Genomic DNA, 20,062 nt, shown 5'->3' on the forward strand with positions numbered 1-20,062 from the left:
CTCAGTCCGTGGTGGTTTGGCGCGCGTAGGTGGATTGCAGAACGACCTGTGTGTTCGGCTTGCGCCCGCGCGCAATGGCCGTAATGCGGTAGACCAGGTTCGGATGGAGCCGAAGCGCCAGCTTGTCGATCTGGTCGCTCTTGACCACGCCGCCGCCCACGCCTTCACCGTCGTACTGCAGGATCTCCACCCAGTACCAGCCCCCTTCGCCCGCGTTGCGATTGGCGAGGATGGGGTTGCTGGCATCGCCGGTCGTCGCGCCCGTGAACTGGCCGTAGCGGGCGGCGACGCCGTCGGCCGTCATGGCGTCCAGCATTGCCTTGTCGTTCCAGAAGTCCTGAACACCGGTGCGCTTGAGGCAGATGCCCTGTTCGCAGGGCGGGTTCTTCGCCGAGAGCCGGTTGATGAGCGGCCCCAGCAGTTGCTGTTCGTCGATGAACCAGACACCGTCCTTGTCGGTGCGGCAGATGGCTGCGTCGGTCGGGCTGGGGAGGCAATCCTTGCCGTCGGGCCGCTTGCCGCTGATGTCCAGCTCGGCGTCCTGGATCAGCGCTTGCGCAGCCTCGAAGGCGCGCAGGTAGTCCGCATCGTTGCCCACCAGGGCTTCGTTGAGCGCCGAAGAGCGGAAGCCCCAGAGCGCCAGCAGCGCCGAGACCAGCACGAGCACCAGCACGATCATGAGCGCGATGCCCCGCTGGCGGCTTCTGTGAAGCGCCTGCGCCGGATGCACGGGGGTGCGCGTGAGAAGGAGGGTCATTCCAGGGCTCCCTGGGTGCGAAGCTGGAAGGTGCTGCGGTACACCAGCCGAAGCCGGTTGCCGCGCGGCGTTTCCGCATTTCCCGGCGTCCACCCGCAGGGCCGGTAGGTGGTGTTCCCGGTGTCGATGACGTCGGTGCCCACCATCTCGAGGCAGACTTCCACGGCCTGGACCGAGGGCCAGCTGGCGGCCGCCGTGCTGGCGTCGACCCGATCCACGACGGGTTCGCCGAGGACGCTGCGTTCGCGCAGCCAGCTCACCTGGAAGTCCGCCACGTCGGCGATCAGCGCCTGGGCACCTTCCCTGCTCTTGGACCCTGCGCATCGCAGTTCGCCGCTGGGTGCGCCGGCCGGCCGATGCAGGAAAAAGGCGCTTTGCACCAGGGTGCCACTGGGCGTGGAGCCCAGGCAATCCCGCATCTGCCCGGCCGGCACCGAACTGTTGCTGGTCAGCTGTTCCAGGTAGAAGGCATAGCCGGTCTGCAAGGGGCGGGCGGTGCTGCTGGCGAGTGTCTGGGTGGCGCGCAGGAAGGTGGCGTCGAAGGCCACCGGCTCGGCCGGGTCCAGCGTCAGGAATCCGGTGGCAGGCGGCGTGCGCCCGTTGGCCAGATCCAGCCGCAGCGCGCCGGCCTGCCGCACCTGCTGGCCGATGATGCGCAAGGCGTAGGCGGCCTGCTGCTGCAATCGGGCGGCCTCGCTGGTGCTGCTGGACAGCTGGCGGGAGACCAGTACGGCGCCCAGTGCGACGGCAATGATCAGCAGGCCGATGGTCAGGCCCACCAGGATCTCGATCAGCGTGATGCCGCGCTGCCGGCCCGGACGCGCGCGCGGGGGCGCCCGGCGTGAGAAGGCGTGCTTCATGGTGTGAGGGGCGTGGGACAGTGCAGGGTGTGGCTGGTCGGGCCGCTGAGCAGGCCGACCGTGCAGCGCGCGGTCGGCTGGATGTACTGCAGGTGGCAGATGCGGCCCGTGGGGCATTCCACGGCGGCCGAACCGGTGCTGGCGCTCAGGAACGGGGCGCGATAGGCCTCGTGCTGCGCATCGCTTTCGTCCTTGAGCCGGCGTTCGCTTTCGCGCCAGCTGAGCATCACGCCCAGTTGCCGCCGGCCGCGGGTGTCGGATTCGTCCGCGACCAGGAAGGTGGCAGCGTCCCCCAGGGGCAAGGTGTCGGCCACCGTGGCCCACCAGCGGGCGATGTCCTGCTTGGCCAGATCGCTGGAAGAGCAGCCGGAGGCGCAGCTGGGTGGCGTGCCGCTCGGGCCCCCCCAGTCCTGCGCGTAGTCGCCGAGCGTGGCCAGGGCATTGGGGTTGGCCTTCATGCGCTCGCTGAGGTCTTCGATGAGCCGCACGGCCTGTGCGCGGCGCACGGCGGTCTGCGTGTCGGCCAAGCTGCGCACCTGCACGCCGATGACGCCCAGGATCGCTACCGCCGTGATGACCAGGGCTACGAGCGACTCGAGCAAGGTGATGCCGCGTTGCGAGCGTACAGACGAAGTTCTCAACATTCGGACACTCCCTGGCGGATGTCGATGCGGCCCCCCGAACTCACGCAGATGGCCATGGAAATGCCGGAGCCGTCACGAAGCGGTTTGATGCCGAAACCATAGGCACCCAGTCCGTCTTCGCCCCAGCGGTTGAGACGAATGAACGAGACATCGTCGGAGCGTTTGACCTGCAACTGGCGCGGGGCGTGGCTGATGCGCAGCAGTTCCTCGCCGGCCTGCCGGACGCCATCGCCATTGCTGTCGACGAAGACCATCCATCCGCAGCCCCACTGCTCGGCGCCCGAGGTCGTACCGGGGCAGTCGGTGTCGTTGGGGGTGTTGCGCCGCAGGACGACGCCGCCGCCGCGCCGGATCGCTTCGCTGCGCGCGAAGGTCAGCGTGCTGGCCAGGTCTTCCGCGGCCTGGCGCACGCGCCAGCGCTCAATGAGGGCGGTGAAGCTGGGGGCTGCGAGGGCAGCCAAAAGGCCGAGGATGGCCACGACCACCATGACTTCGATGGCGGTGAATCCTCGCTGCTCCCTGACTGCGCGCGGCCATGGGTGGCTCTTCGGCATGCCCAAATGCTAGGCAGCCCATTCGCAAAAGGGAGGGGTCGGTCGACAAACGGTCGACTCGAATGGACGGTCGGCGCAGCCTTTCTGCAGATTGACCGAAGTTGACGTTTTATCCGTCTCTTTTAACCATTTTTGCCGCCGAACACGCCCGGGCCGGTGCCAACGAAAGGCTCAGATGTCCTGCAGCAGCTGCCTGAACTCTTCCACATCCTCGAAGCTGCGGTAGACCGAGGCGAAGCGCACGTAGGCCACCTTGTCCAGCTTCTTGAGCTCGCGCATCACCAGTTCGCCCAGCTTGCTGCTTTCGATCTCGCGCTGTGCGCTGGCCAGCAGTTTTTGCTCGATGCGCAGCAATGCCGCTTCGATGAGCTGGATGCTCACCGGGCGCTTGCGCAGCGCCAGCTTCATCGAGGCACGGATCTTGTCCAGGTCGAAGTCGGCGCGGCTGCCGTCCTTCTTGACCACGACCGGGAAGCTCAGGTCCGGCCGCTCATAGGTGGTGAAGCGCTTGTCGCAGCCGCCGCACTGGCGGCGGCGGCGTACGAAATCGCCGTCTTCCGAGACGCGGGTCTCCACCACCTGCGTCTCGGCATGGCTGCAGAACGGGCACTTCATGCGTGGGTGTCGGCAGCCGCGGCGTTCATCGGATCGGCCCGTCTCAGCGGTAGACCGGGAAGCGGCTGGTCAGCGCATGCACCTTGGCCCGCACGGCTTCGATGTGGGCGGCGTCGCGCGGGTTGTCCAGCACGTCGGCGATCAGGTGGGCCGTGGCGCGCGCTTCTTCGTCCTTGAAGCCGCGCGTGGTCATGGCCGGCGTGCCGATGCGCACGCCGCTGGTGACCATCGGCTTTTCCGGGTCGTTGGGGATCGCGTTCTTGTTGATGGTCATGTGGGCGCTGCCCAGCACGGCCTCGGCTTCCTTGCCGGTGATGCCCTTGGCGCGCAGGTCGACCAGCATGACGTGGCTCTCGGTGCCGCCGCTGACGATGCGCAGGCCGCGCTCGGTCAGGGTCTGGGCCACGATCTGCGCGTTCTTCGCCACCTGCTGCTGGTAGGCCTTGAACTCGGGTGCCAGCGCTTCCTTGAAGGCCACGGCCTTGGCGGCGATCACGTGCATCAGCGGGCCGCCCTGCAGGCCGGGGAAGATGGCGCTGTTGATGGCCTTCTCGTGCTCGGCCTTCATCAGGATGATGCCGCCGCGCGGGCCGCGCAGGCTCTTGTGCGTGGTGGAGGTGACCACGTCTGCGTGCGGCACGGGGTTGGGGTACACGCCGGCGGCGATCAGGCCCGCGTAGTGGGCCATGTCCACCATGAAGATGGCGCCCACGTCCTTCGCCACCTTGGCGAAGCGCGCGAAGTCGATGCGCAGCGAGTAGGCCGAGGCACCCGCGATGATCAGCTTGGGCCGGGTCTCGTGCGCCTTGCGCTCCATGGCGTCGTAGTCGAGCACTTCATTGGCGTCCAGGCCATAGCTCACCACGTTGAACCACTTGCCGCTCATGTTCAGCGGCATGCCGTGCGTGAGGTGGCCGCCTTCGGCCAGGCTCATGCCCATGATGGTGTCGCCGGGCTTGAGGAAGGCCAGCATCACGGCTTCGTTGGCCGAAGCGCCGCAGTGCGGCTGCACATTGGCGGCATCGGCGCCGAACAGCTGCTTGGCGCGGTCGATGGCCAGTTGCTCGGCGACGTCGACGAATTCGCAGCCGCCGTAGTAGCGCTTGCCGGGATAGCCCTCGGCGTACTTGTTGGTCAGCTGGGTGCCCTGCGCGGCCATGACGGCGGGCGAGGCGTAGTTCTCGCTGGCGATCAGCTCGATGTGCTGTTCCTGGCGCTCGTGCTCGGCCTGGATGGCGGCCCAGAGTTCAGGGTCGGTCTGTTCGACCAGGATGTTGCGGTGGTACATGGCAGTCCTTCGATGACAAGGGTTCTTGCGGTTCAAACCCGACAAGAACTGCCCAGGCGAACGGCTGATCGCCGGCCCGTCTCTGATCAGAACAGAAGGACGCAGCGGCGGTGCGCTTCCCAGTGGTCATTCCACGTCAGCAGCCGGCTTCGCCCGTGATGGACAGAAGCGGCGCCTATCGCCAGTCGCGCACGCGCCCGAGTTTAGCCGAGCGGCGCGCCGGTTTCAGGATCAGGAAGCCGCCAGCAGCGCCACGCTTTCAGCCGGCGCCGGCGCCGGGCTTGCGGCAGGCGCCACCACCGGGATGGTCTGCGGCGCCGCGGCCGGCGGGAGCACGGGCACGGGCTGGCCGCCGGCCACGCGCTGCAGGCGGTCGCGCTCGGCCAGCACCTTGGCGGCGTACCCTCCGTCGCTCGGGAGGTTGGCGGCTCCCACGTAGTGGCGCAGGCCTCCTTCCACCGAGCCGGCGCGGCGGATGCATTCCTGCAGCACCTTCACGCCCACCCGCATGTTGGTGATGGGGTCGAAGGCCGTGAGCACGCCGCCTGCGCTCTCATATTTGTCGCCATGCACGCGCGTCATCACCTGCATGAGCCCCTGCGCGCCCACATGGCTTTGCGCGAAGGGATTGAAGCTGGATTCCACCGCCATGATGGCGAGGATCAGCGTCGGATCCAGCTGGGTCTTGGCGCCGATCTGGTAGGCCTCGGCCACCAGCACGCTCAGCGGCTCGGCCGCCACGCGGTACTTGCGGCTGAGCCAGTAGGCCACGGCGGCCTGCGGGCGCGGCAGCTCGTGGGGGCTGGCGGCCGTGGTCCGGTCGATCGCCGTGGGCGACAACTCGGTGGGCTCGGGCGCCGGCTTGCGCGATTCGAGCCAGGCCATCAGGCGTTGCTCGCCGGCCTGTTGGAGGTCGGGGCGGGCCAGCAGCGCCACCACGGCAAAAACAAGGGCCAGCCCGATCAGGGCGAAGCCGTTATGGGTGATTTCGAAGAAGCCTTCGATCACGTCACCCGCGAAGGTCTTGAGCCCCTGGCCGGCGGCGGTCAGTGCAGCTTTCATTCGCGCGTCCTTTCGATGCGCTCTCCTTGCCGTGGCTGCCGGACGGAACCGGGGCAGCCAGTGGATTCGATCGCGCGTGGATTGGCAGGAACCGGGCCAGCCCTCGCAAGATGCGTGAAGAGGGGGAGGGCTGATCTGCGCCGGTTGCGCCGGGACCTTGTCCCGGCAACGTCGTCTGGGGACCCGCGCAGGCATCAGGGAGGCGGGCCGGCGCGCATTTTAAGTTCTCCATATATCGAGTCAACAATAACAAATCGAAACTTAATTCTTGGAGGTTGTTTTTTGCTGGTTTTGGATGGAGCGCGCGATCGATTGCTTTTTTGCATTTGCGTCACTGCGTCCGGGGGTCTAACCTGCACTGGCCTGCTCGTTCAGGCGCTCCGCCCGAACCGGACTCCACGCGTTGACGAGTGATACGGTGACGGCAACCCTGGTGGCAATCTCTTGCCACCCGACCGGAGGAACCTCCTTCTTCCTGCCGGCGAAAAGATGGCAGCGACCTGGTGTCGGCCATCGGGCCCGGTGACAGGACTGTGCGTCATGTCACCGGGCTTTCTTGTTTCCGGAACAGCTTTTCACAGGTGCGGCATCCACTTGGGGCACACTCCCCGAGTCATGAATGCCGCCGTGCCAAGAAACCGGAAATGGGTGCGACGTGGGATCGTCGCGTTGGGAACGCTGCTCGGCCTGTGGCTGCTCCTGTGGCTGGCCGTGCCACCGCTGGCCAAGAGCCAGATCCAGAAAATCGCGAGTGCGCAGCTGGGCCGCCAGGTCACGCTGGAGCGCGTGGACTTCCGGCCCTGGTCGCTGGAGCTGGCATTGGAGGGGTTGCGCGTGGCAGGCACGCAGCCTGACGAGCCGCTGCTGCAAGTGCGCCGCATCTATGCGGATGCCGAGCTGCAGTCGGTGCTGCGCCTGGCGCCGGTCATCGACGCCCTGCGCATCGAGGCGCCGGTGCTGCGCATCGCGCGGCTGGCCGACGGCCGCTACGACATCGACGACCTGCTGGCCCGCTGGACGCGCCCGGCCGACCCGCCTGCGCCCGCGAGCGAGCCGGCGGGTTTCGCGGTCTACAACATCGCGGTGTCCGACGGGGCGGCCTACTTCCAGGACCAGCCAGCCGGCCGCGACCACGTGCTGCGCGACCTGAAGCTCGCCGTGCCCTTCGTGAGCAGCCTGAAGTCGCAGCGCGAGGTCAAGGTCGAGCCGCATCTGTCCTTCGTGCTCAACGACAGTCCCTTCGATTCCAGCGCCTTCACCACGCCCTTCGTCGACAGCCGCAAGACCGAGGCGCGGCTCGACTTCTCCGGTTTCGACCTCGCCCCCTATCTGGGCTATGTGCCCAAGGGGCTGCCCGTGCAGCTGCAATCCGGCGTGCTGGGCGCCCGGCTCAAGCTGGAATTCGAGCAGGCGCAGCCGCCGGTGCTGCGCATCCAGGGCGAGGTGACGGCCGAGCGCGTGGCCGCGCGCGACGCCCAGGGCCGCGAACTGCTCGATTTCGAGGCGCTGCGCCTGGCGCTCGCCGATGTGCAGCCGCTGGCGCGCCGTGTGCACCTGGCGGAAGTGACGCTCACCCAGCCGCGCATGACGGTGGCCCGCGATGCGCAGGGGCGCCTGAACGTGGTGCCGCAAGGCGAGCCCGCGGCTGCGGCGCCTGCGCCTGCCGCGCCCGAGCCTGCGTCACCCGCCGCCCCCTGGCAGGCGCAGGTGGACCGCCTCGTGCTGCAGGATGGCCGGATCGGCTGGCGCGACGCCGCGGTGAAGAAGGGCGCCACGGTCGACCTGGAGGCGCTGCAGCTGGAGGTGCAGGCCGTGCACTGGCCCATGACGCAGCCCGCGCGCTTCACCGGCGGCTTCCGGATCGACGGCGCGCCGTTCCAGCTGGAAGGCGAAGGCACCGACAAGGCCGCCACCGTGCGCGCGCAGGTCCAGGGCCTGCCGCTGAGCCTGGCGGGCGCCTACCTGGCCGAGACGCTGGCGCCCGCGGTCGCCGGCAAGCTCGATGCGCAGATCGAGGCGCAATGGGCGGCGCCGGCGCTCAAGCTGCTGGCCAGGCAGGCCAGCATCGACGATCTCGCGCTCACGCAGGGCAAGACGGCGCTGGCCAGCGTGGGCCGCTTCGAACTCGGCGACGTGGCGGTGGACCTGCCAGCGCGCGACGTGCGCATCGGCCGGCTGTCGGTGCGCAACCCCAAACTGCGCGTGGAGCGCGACAGCGAGCAGCGGTGGATGTACGAGCGCTGGCTGCTGGCGCCGCAGGGCGCCGGGGCGGTGAAGACCGCCGCCCCTTCGGCGCAGCCGCCCGCCCCGCCGTGGAAGATGCGCATCGACGCGCTGACCATGGACAACGGCACGGTGGCTTATGCCGACAAGGCCCAGCCGCAGGCCGTGGAAGTGGAAGTCAGTGCCCTGCAGATCAAGGCCGGCCCCATCGTGCCGGACAGCGCGACGGTGGCGTCGCTGGCGCTGTCGGGCCGGCTGGCGTCCGGGCGGCGCGCCGAGCCGGGGCGCTTCGATTACCAGGGGCAGCTGACGCTCCAGCCGCTCTCGACCCAGGGCCGGCTGCAGACGCAGTCCATGCCGGCCCACGCCTTCAAGGCCTACTACGCCGACGCGCTCAATGTGGACATCCGGCGCGCCTACACCAACTTCCGCGGCAGCTTCGCGCTGGCCCTGCCCCCCGAAGGCTTGCGGCTCAAGGTGGCGGGCGACTCGGCCATCGAGGACTTCCGCGCCAACAGTGCCACCCTGACGCAGTCCGCCACGCTGGGCGGGCGCGACGAACAGCTGCTGAGCTGGAAGGTGTTGAGCCTGCGCGGCCTGAAGGTGGACATGGCGCCCAAGGCCCCGCTGAAGGTGGACGTGAGCGAAACCACGCTCACCGATTTCTTCGCGCGCATCATCCTGGAGGAGTCGGGCCGCCTGAACCTGCAGAACCTGACGAAGAAGGGCCAGCAGGAGGGCGAGGCCGCCGCGGCGCAAAGAACGCAGGCCACCAGCCGCCGGGAGGCCGGTGGCACGACGGTCACGACCCGTGCCGCCCCGGCCCAGGCGGCTGCGCGCCCGGTGTCCGCCGAGGAGCAGGTGGGTGCGGACGCGCCGGCACCCGCGGCCGCACCGGTGGCGGCCGCAGCCCCCGGGGCGGCCGCGGGCGGCCCGGCGCCGATCATCCATTTCGGCCCCGTGAGCGTGGTCAACGGCCGGGTGGATTTCACCGATCTGTTCATCAAGCCCAACTACTCGGCCGACCTCAGCGAACTCACGGGCCGGCTCAGCGCCTTCTCGTCGCAGCCCCGCGAAGGCCAGCCGGCGCTGGCTGATCTGGAACTGCGCGGCAAGGCGCAGCAGACCGCGCCGCTGGAAATCACGGGCCGGATCAACCCGCTGGCCCAGCCGCTGGAGCTGGACATCACTGCCCGCATGCGTGACCTGGACCTGCCGCCGCTGTCGCCGTACTCGGTGCGCTACGCGGGCCACGGCATCGAGCGCGGCAAGCTCAGCATGGACGTGAACTACCAGGTCGCGCCGGACGGGCGCCTCACGGCCACCAACAAGCTGGTGCTCAACCAGCTGCGCTTCGGCGACGAGGTGAAGGACGCGCCCAACAGCCTGCCGGTGCGGCTGGCCGTGGCGCTGCTGGCCGATCGCAACGGCGTGATCGACGTGGAGCTGCCCCTGTGGGGCTCCCTCAACGATCCCCAGTTCCGCGTCGGTCCGCTGATCTGGAAGGCCGTGCTCAACCTGATCACCAAGGCCGTCACGGCGCCTTTCAGCCTGCTGACCGGCGGCCTGGGGGGCGGTTCGGGCGATTCGAGCACCGTGCCCTTTGCGGCGGGCAGCGCCGTGCTGTCGGACGAGGCGAAGAAAAGCCTGGACCAGGTCGTCAAGGCGTTGACCGACCGGCCCGAGCTGCGCCTGACGGTGGTTGGCGTGTCCAGCTTCGAGAAGGAGCGCGAGGCCTTCCGCCGCCAGCGGCTGCGCGAGATGGCGCTGTCCGAAAAGCGCCGGGCCGCCGTGCGCGCCGGGCAGGACCCGCGCCAGGTGGCGCCGGTGAGCGATGCGGAATACCCGGCGCTGGTAGAGGCGGTCTACAAGCGTGCCGACATCACCAAGCCGCGCAACATGGTCGGCCTGGCGCGCGACCTGCCCACCTCCGAAATGGAGGCGCTGCTGCTGGCCAGCATCCCGGTCGACGCCCAGGCCATCCGCGAACTGGCCGTGGCGCGCGGCGCCGCCGTGCGCGACTACCTGCTGGAGCGCCAGCTGCCCTCTGAGCGCCTCTTCCTGGGCAATGTGCGCACCGACGGGCAGGGCAGCGACTGGAAGCCCGGGGCCGAATTGCAGCTGGACGCACGCTGATCGGGGCCGCGCCCTGCGCGCGCGGCAAGCTCGGCGACAATAGCCTTTTTCGCACCGCCCGAAGCGGGCGTGCGCCTGCTCGCCGGCCGCGGCCTCGAGGGGGCCTGAACAGGCCCCGATGCGGCGGCGAGCTCCACCACCTTCCAGCCTTTTCGCGCGTTGTGACCCAAGCTGCCATTCCCCACGACATTCCGTCTCTCGACCAGCTCACGGGAGGCGCCTTCACGGCCCCCACCTCGGGCGAGCGCGCGCAGCGCGTGCGCGACTGGCTGGCCAGCGACCCGGCCCTGGAGCTGATGCAGGCCGTGTTCAAGGAACTGAGCGGCCGCGACAAGGGCGCCGCCCGCGCGCTGCGGGAGCGGCTGGACGAGATCAAGCGTGCCAAGGGCCAGGAGGCGATCGCCGCCGAATGGGCGCAGAAGGCCGAGGCCCTGCTGGCCCAGCCGCGCCTGAACATCGCCGATGCCATGGCCTGGCAGCGCGATGCGGCCAAGGCCGGGGCGCCCCTGTCGCGCGAGCCGCTGGCCGGCTTCAAGGGCCAGCTGGCCGAGCGCATCAAGAGCATCGAGGACCTGCAGCACCGCGCCCAGGTGCACCGCGAGGCGGCCGTGCTGCTGGCGCAGCGCTTCGAAGTGCTGTCCACCAAGCCCTGGCAGGACGCCCAGGCCGCCGAGGAAGGCCTGCGCGGCGACGTGCAGCACTGGCTGGCCCAGGCCGAGGAAATCGCCCAGTCGCCGAACTGGAGCAGCCTGGATGCGCGTTTCGCATCGCAGCTGGAGGCGTCCAAGACCCAGCTCGGCGTGGTGTCCGAAGCCTTCCACAGCGCCCTGGCGCAGACCCTGGCGGCCGCCGCGGACACGCAGGCTCCGCTGCCGCCCGTGCCCGTGTGGGCCGATGAAATCCGCGCCGCCCGCGGGCTGCCGCTGGAAGCCGCCGCCGCGCCGGCGCCCAAGCCGGCCGCGCCCAAGGTCGACCCGGCCCTGCGTGCTGCCGCCGAGGCGGCCGTCGAGGCCGCGCTCGCCAAGCTCGAGCAGGAAACCGCCGAAGGCCACGGCAAGGCCAGCCAGGGCGCGGCCGCTGCGCTGCGCGCCGTGCTCAAGGAACATGGCCGCCTGGTGGGCGGCGCACTGGAGGCGCGCGTGCATGCGGCCCTGGTGGCCGCGGGCGAGCTCGAAGGCTGGCAGCGCTGGGGCGCCGACAAGGTGCGCGAGGAACTGGTGGCCAAGGCCGAAGGGCTGCTCAAGCGCCCGGACGGCCAGGCCCTGGGCGGCCGCAAGATGCAGGAGCAGCTGCGCGCCCTGCGCGAGCAGTGGAAGCAGGTGGACCAGGGCGGCGCGCCCAACCACGCGCTGTGGAAGCGATTCGACGAGGCGTGCAACCAGGCGCACAAGGTGGTCGAGGCCTGGCTGGACAAGGTGCGCGCCGACGCCGCCGAGCACAAGGCGCAGCGCCTGGCGCTGATCGAGGAGCTGAAGGCCTGGACCGCCGCCCAGGCCGGGCAGGGGGCCGAGGACCTCAAGGGCCGCAACCGTGCGCTGCACCAGTTCTCCGACCGCTGGCGCGACGCCGGCCATGTGAGCGAAAAGACCTTTGCCGAGCTGCAGCCGCTGTGGAACGCCGCCATCGGCGCCGCGCGCGCCCCGCTGGAGGCCGCGCAGAAGGCCAGCATCGAGCGCCGCCAGCAGATGATTGCCGAGGCGGCCGAACTGGGCGCCGCGCCGCAGTTGCGCATCGACGCGGTCAAGGCGCTGCAGCAGCGCTGGCAGGCCGAAGCCCAGGCCGTGCCGCTGGAGCGCCGCCAGGAGCAGAAGCTGTGGGACGCGTTCCGCAAGCCCATCGACGAAGCCTTCCAGCGCAAGACCGCCGACCGCGAGCGCGCGGCCGCAGCGGTGAGCGAGCACGACCGTGCCGTGCTGGAGGCCTCCCAGGCGCTGGAAGCGGCCAACGCCAGCGGCGATGCGCAGCAGATCCGCGCGGCTGTCGCGCAGCTGGAAGCCGCCCTCAGGGGACAGCGGCCAATGGCCGGCGCACCGGTGGACGCCGCGCCAGCGGCAGCCGACGCATCCGCGCCCGCCGAAGGCGCTGCCGCCGAAGCCGCTGCCGCTCCGGCAGAAGGCGAGGCCGCAGCCGCGGCGCCCGCGGACGGCGAGGCCGCGGCGCCCGCAGCCGCGCCCAAGCCGGCCCCGCGTCCCGTCGTGGCCGTGCGTGGCGACGACCGCCCTGGCGCCCAGCGTCCGTCGGCGCCCGCTGCCACTGGCGGCCGCGCCGGCGACCGCCGCGAGGGCCGGGGGGCTCCCGGCACACGCGGCCAGGACCGCCGCGGCGACGACCGCCGCGGGGGCGATCGGCCCGCGCGCTTCGGCGACCGTCCGCCGCGCGAGGAGCGCGGTCCGCGCCTGGGCGATGCGGCTTTCCGCGCCCAGCGCGAAGCCATGGAGCACGCCCAACTGGCACTGCGCAAACTGGCCGCACAGGCGCAGGGCGAGGTGCTGACCCAGCTGGTGGGCGCCTGGGAGCGGCGCGATGCCGGCGCGCTGCCGCCGGCCGCCGAGCTGGGCCGCGGAGTGAGCGCCTCGGTGCGCAACCAGTGGGTCCAGGCCCTGGGCGCCGCGCCGGGCGGCGACGCCGCCGAAGCCTTGCTGCGCCTGGAAATGGCAGCGGATGTGCCCACGCCTGCCGACCAGATCGACGCCCGCCGTGCGTTGCAGTTGAAGCTGCTCACGCGCCGCAACGAGCCCGGCCCGGCCGATACCTGGGCGCAGGACGCCGGCCGCGTGCTGGCCAGCGCGCACGACGCGAACCAGGCGCGCCGCCTGCAAAGCGCCCTGCGCGTCCTGTTGCGCAAGGGCTGAGCGCGCGGCAGGCCGGGTGGGCCGTCGCCGTGGCGCCGCGGCGCTGCCTGGGGCGACGTTTGCGGCGCTGGCTGGCCTGTTCCGGCGGCGCATGGAACGAGGGGCGACGGCGCCGGCCGTGCGCCCCTTTCTCTTTCTTTTTGCAGGGCCGACCGCCTGGAGGCCGCGACTCGCGCCTGGGAAGGCGTGCGCGACGCCGGCTTCAAGCCGGATCGAGGCCGGGGCGGAAGAAGGCGTCGAACAGCGGCGCCAGCGTGCCGAACTCCCGCGCGAAGCGCCGCGGGTCGACGAAATAGGCCTCGCAGGCCACCGCGAAGAATTCGCCCAGCGAAGAAGCCGCGTAGCCGTCCAGCCAAGGGGGCTCGCCGCCGAAGCGTTCGGCGACGATGGCCTGTTCGCGAAAGGCGTCGTAGGCCGGCTCCAGCGTGCGCCGCCAGTGCGCACGCGCCTGGCTGCGGGTGGCCTGGCCTGCAAAGCCGGCCGGCAGCGGCGGGCACCCGTCCACCTCGCCATCGCGCATGTCGATCTTGTGCGCGAACTCGTGGATCACCACGTTGAGGATCGCGCCGTCCGCCGGCAGGCCGCCTTCCTGCACGTGCGGCCAGCTCAGCATCACCGGGCCGCGTTCACGCGCTTCGCCGATGATGGCCTCGTCGTACTCGTGCACCACACCCGCTTCGTCGATGGCCACGCGCGGCGTGCTCACTTCCTCGGGCGCGACCACGATGCCCACGAAGTCGTCGTACCAGGCCAGGTCACCCGGCAGGTGCAGCACGGGCAGCACCGCCTGCGCGGCAATGCTCAGCGCCACCTCGTCGGTGATGGCGAAGCCCAGCGCGCCGTGGAATTCCTTGTCCTGCAGGAAGCGCGCAGCGAGTTCGCGCAGGCGCTGCAGTTCTTCAGGCGGCCGAGCGGCCAGGAACGGATAGGCCGCGAGCGTGGCCTGCCACGCGGCTTCCGGGATCTGCGGAGCGGCCCGCAGGCCGCGCAGCCAGCGCAGCATGCCCTCAGTCCACCAACTCGATGCGCCGTGCGCCCTGCGGCGACAGGCGCAGCACCTGCGCCCGCGGCGGCGTGCCGTCGGCATGCCAGTCGCTGAGCACGATGCGCGACAGGCCTTCGCCGAGCGCGTGGTCGGCAGGGCGGTGCGTGTGGCCGTGGATCAGGACGTCCGCCCGCGCGTCCTGCAGCCAGTGGCGCGCGGCGGTGTCGTCCACGTCCGCCCAGACTGCGCGGGGATCGGCCTTGCGCGCCTCGCTGCGCGTGCGGATGTCGCGCGCCACGGCGCGGCGCTCGGCCAGCGGCCGCGCCAGGAAGGCCTGTTGCCATTGCGGTGTGCGCACCTGCGCCCGGAAGGCCAGGTAATCGGTGTCGTCCAGGCACAGCAGGTCGCCGTGGCTGAGCAGCCAGCGCCGGTGCTGCCAGTGCAGCACGGTCGGGTCTTGCAGCAGGCGCAGGCCCGCCTGTGCGGCAAAGGCCTCGCCCAGCAGGAAGTCGCGGTTGCCGTGCAAAAAGAAAAGCGCACGCGCGCCCGCCGGGCGCTCGATGCCGGCACCGCGCAAAAGCGCGGCGCAATCGGCCTCGAAGCCGGGCTCGCGCGCCGCATCGTCGCCCACCCAGACCTCGAACAGGTCGCCGAGGATGAAGATCGCATCCGCCGGCGTCTGCGCCAGGTAGCGGCGCCATAGCGCGAAGGTGGCGGGCTCGCCGGCTTCGAGGTGCAGGTCGGAGACGAAGTCCAGCGTCCGCCAGGCGGCATCGGCCTGCAGTTCGGCGAAGGCGGGGGAAGAGGAGGGCGAAAGGGCGGCAGGCGCCAGCGGCTCGGCCATCTCGCTTGCGCGCCCGAACGTGAGCAGGCCTTGCGGGCTTACTCGGAAACGACGACCGCCTTCTCGATCAGCACATCTTCGACCGGCACGTCGTCGTGGAAGCCCTTGCGGCCGGTCTTGACCTTGCGCAGCTTGTCCACGATTTCGGTGCCGCCCGTGACCTTGCCGAACACGGCGTAGCCCCAGCCCTGCGCCGTGGGCGCAGTGTGGTTGAGGAAGTCGTTCTTGGCGACGTTGATGAAGAACTGCGCCGTGGCCGAGTGGGGCGCATTGGTGCGCGCCATGGCGATGGTGTAGATGTCGTTCTTCAGGCCGTTGTTGGCCTCGTTGGTGATCTCTGCGCCGGTGGGGCGCTGCTTCATGCCGGGCTCGAAGCCGCCGCCCTGGATCATGAAGCCGTCGATGATGCGGTGGAAGATGGTGCCGTCGTAATGGCCCTTCTTGACATAGGCCAGGAAGTTCTCGACCGACTTGGGTGCTTTTTCGCGATCGAGTTCGATCACGAGGGTGCCGTGGTCCTTGATGCTCAGTTCGACTTGGGGATTGGCCATGGTGTGTGTGACTCCTGGGGAATGCGGCGAAAGGGAGGGTTATTTGACCAGCGTGGCGCTGCGGATCAGCACGGGCTCGACGGGCACGTCGCCCATGCCGTTGCGCACGCCGGTCGGCACGGCGCGGATCTTGTCCACCACCTCCATGCCCGACACCACCTTGCCGAACACGGCGTAGCCGTGCCCATCGGGGCGGGGCGCGTTGAGCATGTCGTTGTTCTTCACGTTGATGAAGAACTGCGCGGTGGCGGAGTCCGGCACGCCGGTGCGGGCCATGGCGATGGTGCCACGGTCATTCTTGAGGCCGTTGTTGGCCTCCAGCGGGATGGGCGCACGCGTGCTCTTTTGCTGCAGCGCGGGCGTGAAGCCGCCGCCCTGGATCATGAAGCCGTCGATCACGCGGTGGAAGACCGTGCCGTCGTAATGCTTGTCCTGCACGTACTGCAGGAAGTTGGCGACGGTCTTGGGCGCCTGGGCCGGGGCGAGTTCCAGCACGATGTCGCCGGCCGAGGTGGCGAGCTTGACCCGCGGCGCGTCTTGCGCCCAGGCGGGGGCCTGCGTCAGGCTCAGCAGCAGGGCGGCGCCCAGGCAGGCGCGGCGTGAAAAAGAGAGCACGTTCAAGAGATGACCTCGTGGGTGGGCAAAGGGCGGAAGGCAGCGGTGGAAGGCCGCCGCCGCGGATCAGCGAGGCTTCACCACCTTGGGGGCCGCGCCGCTCGGGTCGGGGCTGGCGCCCGTCGCGTTCGCATTGCCGGCGGCCGGTGCATTGTGGGCGGCCATGGCCTCGAACAGCTGGCGCACGTGGTTGAGCTTGAGCTGCACGCCCGGGCCGGCCGAGGCGAACTGCGTCGCGCGGGCGTACTGCTGGGCGGCCAGGCGCGCGTAGATGTCGCCCAGGTTCTCGTGCGCCGTCACGTAGTTGGGGTTCAGGCGCAGCGCGTTCTCGAGCGCTTCGCGCGCCTTGTCGTACTGGCCCTGGGCCGCGTAGATGGCCGCCAGGTTGTTGTAGGGCTCGGGCAGTTCGGGGTAGTCGCGCGTGAGCTGCGTGAAAGCCTCGGTGGCCTCGGCGGTCTTGCCCTGTTCGCTGAGGATCACGCCGCGCATGAAGCGCATCTGCGGATCGCGCGGGTTCTGCTGGATGTAGGCCTCGGCCTTGGCCAGCGCCTGCGGCACCTGGCCTTCCTGCACGAGCTGGCGCACCTCGCTGTAGCTGTCGGCCTGCGCCGTACCCAGCAGGCCGAGCAGGCAGGCGCTCACGGCGCTGGCGCGCAGCAGGCGCGACAGCAGGGGAAGGGGGGAGGAAGCGGCGTGCTGCATGGAGCCCTGATGATCGACGCCCGTGGCACCTGCGGGACAGGCGCGGCGCCCCGAGACGGCCGTTTATACTCTGGCGATTGTAGACGAGGGGCTGCCGCATCTCTTTGCGCGAACCCCTTGTTGCAGCCCGGCGCGTTCGCTGCACAATGCGGCCCCGGACTGTTCAGCGCAAGGGCCGCGACCGAGCCGCTGCGCCGGATGCGGCAGGCGTCCCGCCGGCCTGCCGCTCAGCCTCCACCGAATCCTCATGACCTTGCGCATCTACAACACGCTCACGCGTGCCATGGAAGAGTTTTTGCCCCTGGAAGCAGGCCATGTGCGCATGTACGTGTGTGGGGTGACCGTCTACGACCGGCCGCACATCGGCAACGCCCGCTCGGCCGTGGGCTTCGACGTCGTGCGCCGCTGGCTGGAAGCCAGCGGCTATGCCGTGACCTTCGTGCGCAACATCACCGACATCGACGACAAGATGATCCGCCGCGCCGTGGAGAACGGCGAAACGGTGCGCGCCCTGGCCGACCGCATGACGGCGCTGATGTACCAGGACTACGACGCGCTGGGCGTGCGCCGTCCCACGCACGATCCGCGCGCCACCGACTACCTGCCGCAGATGCTCGACATCGTCGGCACGCTGCAGCGCAAGGGGCTGGCCTATGCCACCGAGGACGGCGACGTGAACTTCGCGGTGCGCAAGATGCCGGGCTACGGCAAGCTGTCGGGCAAGTCGCTGGACGACCTGCAGGCCGGCGAGCGCGTGGCCGTGTCCGCCGCCAAGCACGATCCGCTGGACTTCGTTTTGTGGAAAGCGGCCAAGCCCGAAGAGCCCGAGGACGCCAAGTGGGACAGCCCCTGGGGGCGCGGGCGGCCGGGCTGGCACATCGAATGCTCGGCCATGGCCCGCGCGCTGCTGGGTGAGACCATCGACATCCATGGCGGCGGCATCGACCTGATCTTCCCGCACCACGAAAACGAGATCGCGCAGAGCGAAGGGGCGCATGGCGCGCCGCTCGCGAAGCTGTGGATGCACAACGGCTTCCTCAACATCGACGGCACGAAGATGTCGAAGTCGCTGGGCAACTTCTTCTCGGTGCCCGACGTGCTCGCGCATTACGACGCCGAGACGGTGCGCTTCTTCCTCGTGCGCGGCCACTACCGCAGCGAGCTGGGCTGGAGCGACCGTCACCTGGACGATGCGCGCGCCGGCCTCAAGCGCCTGTACACCGCGCTCGATGCCGTGCCGCCCGCCGCGGGCCAGGCGGCCATTGACTGGAGCGAGCCGCATGCGGCGCGCTTCAAGGCCGCGATGGACGAGGATTTCGGCACGCCCGAAGCCGTGGCCGTGCTCTTCGATCTGGCCGGCGAGGTGAACCGCACGCGCTCGCCCGAGGCCGCGCGCCTGCTCAAGGCGCTGGCGGGCACGCTGGGCCTGCTGCAGGGCGAGCCGAAGGCTTTCCTGCGCGCCGGTGCGACGCTGGACGAAGCCACCATCCGCGCCCGCATCGCCGAGCGCGCCGCTGCCAAGGCCGCGAGGAACTTCGCCGAAGCCGACGCCATCCGCGCCGAGCTGCTGGCGCAGGGCATCGTGCTCAAGGACGGGCCCGAGGGCACCACCTGGGCGTCGGCCCAGTGATGTTCGACACGCCCGCACCTTCCTCCGTCTGCTGCCAGCCCGTCCCCATGCCGCCCGCCCGCAAGCCCGAGATCACGCTGGTCACGCCCGACTACTGGGAAGAGGCATGCCGACACCTGGTCAAGAAAGACCGCGTGATGCGCCGGCTGATCCCGAAGTTCGGCGACGCGCGCCTGGAGTCGCGCGGCGACGCCTTCATCACGCTGGCGCGCAGCATCGTGGGCCAGCAGATTTCGGTGAAGGCCGCGCAGGCCGTGTGGGAGCGCTTCGAGAAGCTGCAGCGCCGCCTCACGCCCGCCAACGTGCTCAAGCTCAAGGTGGACGACATGCGCGCCGCGGGGCTGTCGGCGCGCAAGATCGAGTACCTGGTCGACCTGGCCCTGCATTTCGATTCCGGCACGGTGCATGTGGACGCCTGGCAGGACATGGCCGACGAGCTCATCATCGAGGAGCTGGTCGCCATCCGCGGCATCGGCCGCTGGACGGCCGAGATGTTCCTCATCTTCCACCTGCTGCGGCCCAACGTGCTGCCGCTCGACGACATCGGCCTGATCAACGGCATCAGCACCAACTACTTCTCGGGCGACCCGGTGAGCCGCAGCGATGCGCGCGAGGTGGCCGTCGCCTGGGCCCCCTATTGCAGCGTGGCCACTTGGTATATTTGGCGGTCGCTCGAACCGCTGCCCGTGGCTTATTGATTCAACAACAAGGAGAAGCGACGTTGGCCAAACGAACCTTCCTCGATTTCGAGCAGCCCATCGCCGAGCTCGAAGGCAAGATCGAAGAACTGCGCTATGTGCAGAGCGAATCGGCGGTCGACATCTCGGAAGAGATCGACCAGCTCGGCAAGAAGAGCCTGCAGCTGACCAAGGAGATCTACAGCGAGCTGACGCCCTGGCAGATCACCAAGATCGCCCGCCATGCCGAGCGCCCCTACACCCTGGACTACGTGAACGAGATCTTCACCGATTTCGTCGAGCTGCATGGCGACCGGCATTTCGCGGACGACCTGTCCATCGTGGGCGGCCTGGCGCGCTTCAACGGCGCACCGTGCATGGTGCTGGGCCATCAGAAGGGCCGCGACACCAAGGAGCGCGCTGCACGCAACTTCGGCATGAGCAAGCCCGAGGGCTACCGCAAGGCGCTGCGTCTGATGAAGACGGCCGAGAAGTTCCGCCTGCCGGTCTTCACCTTCGTCGACACGCCGGGCGCGTACCCCGGCATCGACGCCGAGGAGCGCAGCCAGTCCGAGGCCATCGGCCGCAACATCTACGAGATGGCACAGCTCGAGGTGCCCATCATCACCACCATCATCGGCGAAGGCGGCTCCGGCGGTGCATTGGCCATTTCGGTGGCCGACCAGGTGCTGATGCTGCAGTACTCGGTGTATTCGGTGATCAGCCCCGAGGGCTGCGCGTCCATCCTCTGGAAGACCAGCGAGAAGGCGCAGGACGCGGCCGACGCCCTGGGCATCACCGCCCACCGCCTCAAGGCCCTGGGCCTGATCGACAAGATCGTCAACGAACCCGTGGGCGGCGCGCACCGCGACCACCGCCAGATGGCCGCCTTCCTCAAGCGCGCCCTCAACGACGCCTTCCGCCAGGTGAGCGACCTCAAGCCGCGCGAACTGCTGGACCGCCGCTACGAGCGCCTGCAAAGCTACGGCCGCTTCGCGGACACCAAGGCCGACGCGCGCTGAAGCGCGTTGGCGCAGCGGCGGCGGGCCGGCCAAGGGGCCGCGGCC

17 protein-coding genes and 1 riboswitch are annotated in these 20,062 nt (G+C 69.8%); of the genes, 5 read left to right on the plus strand and 12 right to left on the minus strand.

What is annotated here, in order from left to right; genetic code table 11:
• Nucleotide 1 precedes the first annotated feature (1 nt).
• From LG388_RS03830 to LG388_RS03865, 7 genes are all read right to left on the minus strand, one after another.
• On the minus strand, nt 2-757 hold the full coding sequence (locus LG388_RS03830; RefSeq protein ID WP_225781499.1) for a PilX N-terminal domain-containing pilus assembly protein: 756 nt from the start codon (nt 755-757) through the stop codon (nt 2-4).
• Nucleotides 754-1,617, minus strand: coding sequence for a prepilin-type N-terminal cleavage/methylation domain-containing protein (locus LG388_RS03835; RefSeq protein WP_225781500.1), 864 nt, complete (start codon nt 1,615-1,617; stop codon nt 754-756). Before LG388_RS03835 ends, LG388_RS03830 begins: the two co-directional genes overlap by 4 nt.
• Nucleotides 1,614-2,261 carry a type IV pilus modification protein PilV gene (gene pilV, locus LG388_RS03840; RefSeq protein ID WP_225781501.1) on the minus strand — a complete coding sequence of 216 codons (648 nt, stop codon included), beginning with the start codon at nt 2,259-2,261 and terminating at the stop codon, nt 1,614-1,616. The genes LG388_RS03835 and pilV overlap by 4 nt, the downstream gene beginning before the upstream one ends.
• The gene (locus LG388_RS03845; RefSeq protein WP_304956838.1) at nt 2,255-2,815 is read right to left on the minus strand and encodes a GspH/FimT family pseudopilin; all 561 of its coding nucleotides are present in this window, start codon (nt 2,813-2,815) and stop codon (nt 2,255-2,257) included. Before LG388_RS03845 ends, pilV begins: the two co-directional genes overlap by 7 nt.
• A 171-nt stretch (nt 2,816-2,986) precedes the next feature.
• Complete coding sequence (gene nrdR / locus LG388_RS03855; protein ID WP_225781502.1) at nt 2,987-3,430, minus strand: transcriptional regulator NrdR; 444 nt, start codon at nt 3,428-3,430, stop codon at nt 2,987-2,989.
• A 43-nt stretch (nt 3,431-3,473) separates the two neighbouring features.
• Entirely contained in the window at nt 3,474-4,718 is a 1,245-nt protein-coding gene (glyA, locus tag LG388_RS03860) for a serine hydroxymethyltransferase (RefSeq protein WP_225781503.1), read from the minus strand.
• A 43-nt stretch (nt 4,719-4,761) separates the two neighbouring features.
• Nucleotides 4,762-4,917, minus strand: a riboswitch (ZMP/ZTP riboswitch).
• A 32-nt stretch (nt 4,918-4,949) separates the two neighbouring features.
• Complete coding sequence (locus LG388_RS03865; protein ID WP_225781504.1) at nt 4,950-5,780, minus strand: lytic transglycosylase domain-containing protein; 831 nt, start codon at nt 5,778-5,780, stop codon at nt 4,950-4,952.
• Nucleotides 5,781-6,449: 669 nt separating this feature from the next.
• Here LG388_RS03865 and LG388_RS03870 point away from each other — a divergent pair.
• Together LG388_RS03870 and LG388_RS03875 are read left to right on the plus strand one after the other, a co-directional pair.
• On the plus strand, nt 6,450-10,139 hold the full coding sequence (locus LG388_RS03870) for a DUF748 domain-containing protein (protein WP_225781505.1): 3,690 nt from the start codon (nt 6,450-6,452) through the stop codon (nt 10,137-10,139).
• Between the two features lie 161 nt (nt 10,140-10,300).
• On the plus strand, nt 10,301-12,991 hold the full coding sequence (locus tag LG388_RS03875; RefSeq protein WP_225781506.1) for a DUF349 domain-containing protein: 2,691 nt from the start codon (nt 10,301-10,303) through the stop codon (nt 12,989-12,991).
• 202 nt (nt 12,992-13,193) lie between these two features.
• Here the strand turns inward: LG388_RS03875 and LG388_RS03880 are convergent, their stop codons facing one another.
• From LG388_RS03880 to LG388_RS03900, 5 genes are all read right to left on the minus strand, one after another.
• The gene (locus LG388_RS03880; RefSeq protein ID WP_225781507.1) at nt 13,194-13,994 is read right to left on the minus strand and encodes a zinc-dependent peptidase; all 801 of its coding nucleotides are present in this window, start codon (nt 13,992-13,994) and stop codon (nt 13,194-13,196) included.
• Nucleotides 13,995-13,998: 4 nt separating this feature from the next.
• The gene (locus LG388_RS03885) at nt 13,999-14,820 is read right to left on the minus strand and encodes a UDP-2,3-diacylglucosamine diphosphatase (RefSeq protein WP_225781508.1); all 822 of its coding nucleotides are present in this window, start codon (nt 14,818-14,820) and stop codon (nt 13,999-14,001) included.
• Nucleotides 14,821-14,858: 38 nt separating this feature from the next.
• Complete coding sequence (locus LG388_RS03890) at nt 14,859-15,371, minus strand: peptidylprolyl isomerase (protein WP_225781509.1); 513 nt, start codon at nt 15,369-15,371, stop codon at nt 14,859-14,861.
• Between the two features lie 39 nt (nt 15,372-15,410).
• Entirely contained in the window at nt 15,411-15,947 is a 537-nt protein-coding gene (locus tag LG388_RS03895; protein ID WP_370630106.1) for a peptidylprolyl isomerase, read from the minus strand.
• A 105-nt stretch (nt 15,948-16,052) separates the two neighbouring features.
• Nucleotides 16,053-16,688, minus strand: coding sequence for a tetratricopeptide repeat protein (locus tag LG388_RS03900; RefSeq protein WP_225781510.1), 636 nt, complete (start codon nt 16,686-16,688; stop codon nt 16,053-16,055).
• A gap of 247 nt (nt 16,689-16,935) precedes the next feature.
• Between LG388_RS03900 and cysS the strand changes: the two genes are divergently transcribed.
• From cysS to LG388_RS03915, 3 genes are read left to right on the plus strand one after another with little or no spacing between them, the layout of a single operon-like run.
• Nucleotides 16,936-18,318, plus strand: a complete 1,383-nt coding sequence (gene cysS, locus LG388_RS03905; RefSeq protein ID WP_225781511.1) for a cysteine--tRNA ligase — start codon at nt 16,936-16,938, stop codon at nt 18,316-18,318.
• A 47-nt stretch (nt 18,319-18,365) separates the two neighbouring features.
• Entirely contained in the window at nt 18,366-19,016 is a 651-nt protein-coding gene (locus LG388_RS03910; protein WP_225781512.1) for a DNA-3-methyladenine glycosylase, read from the plus strand.
• A 23-nt stretch (nt 19,017-19,039) separates the two neighbouring features.
• Nucleotides 19,040-20,017, plus strand: a complete 978-nt coding sequence (locus LG388_RS03915) for an acetyl-CoA carboxylase carboxyltransferase subunit alpha (protein ID WP_225781513.1) — start codon at nt 19,040-19,042, stop codon at nt 20,015-20,017.
• The last annotated feature ends 45 nt before the right edge of the window (nt 20,018-20,062 follow it).

It is taken from the genome of Xenophilus sp. Marseille-Q4582, from assembly GCF_916700565.1.
In the GTDB taxonomy this organism is placed as follows: Bacteria; Pseudomonadota; Gammaproteobacteria; order Burkholderiales; family Burkholderiaceae_C; genus Xenophilus.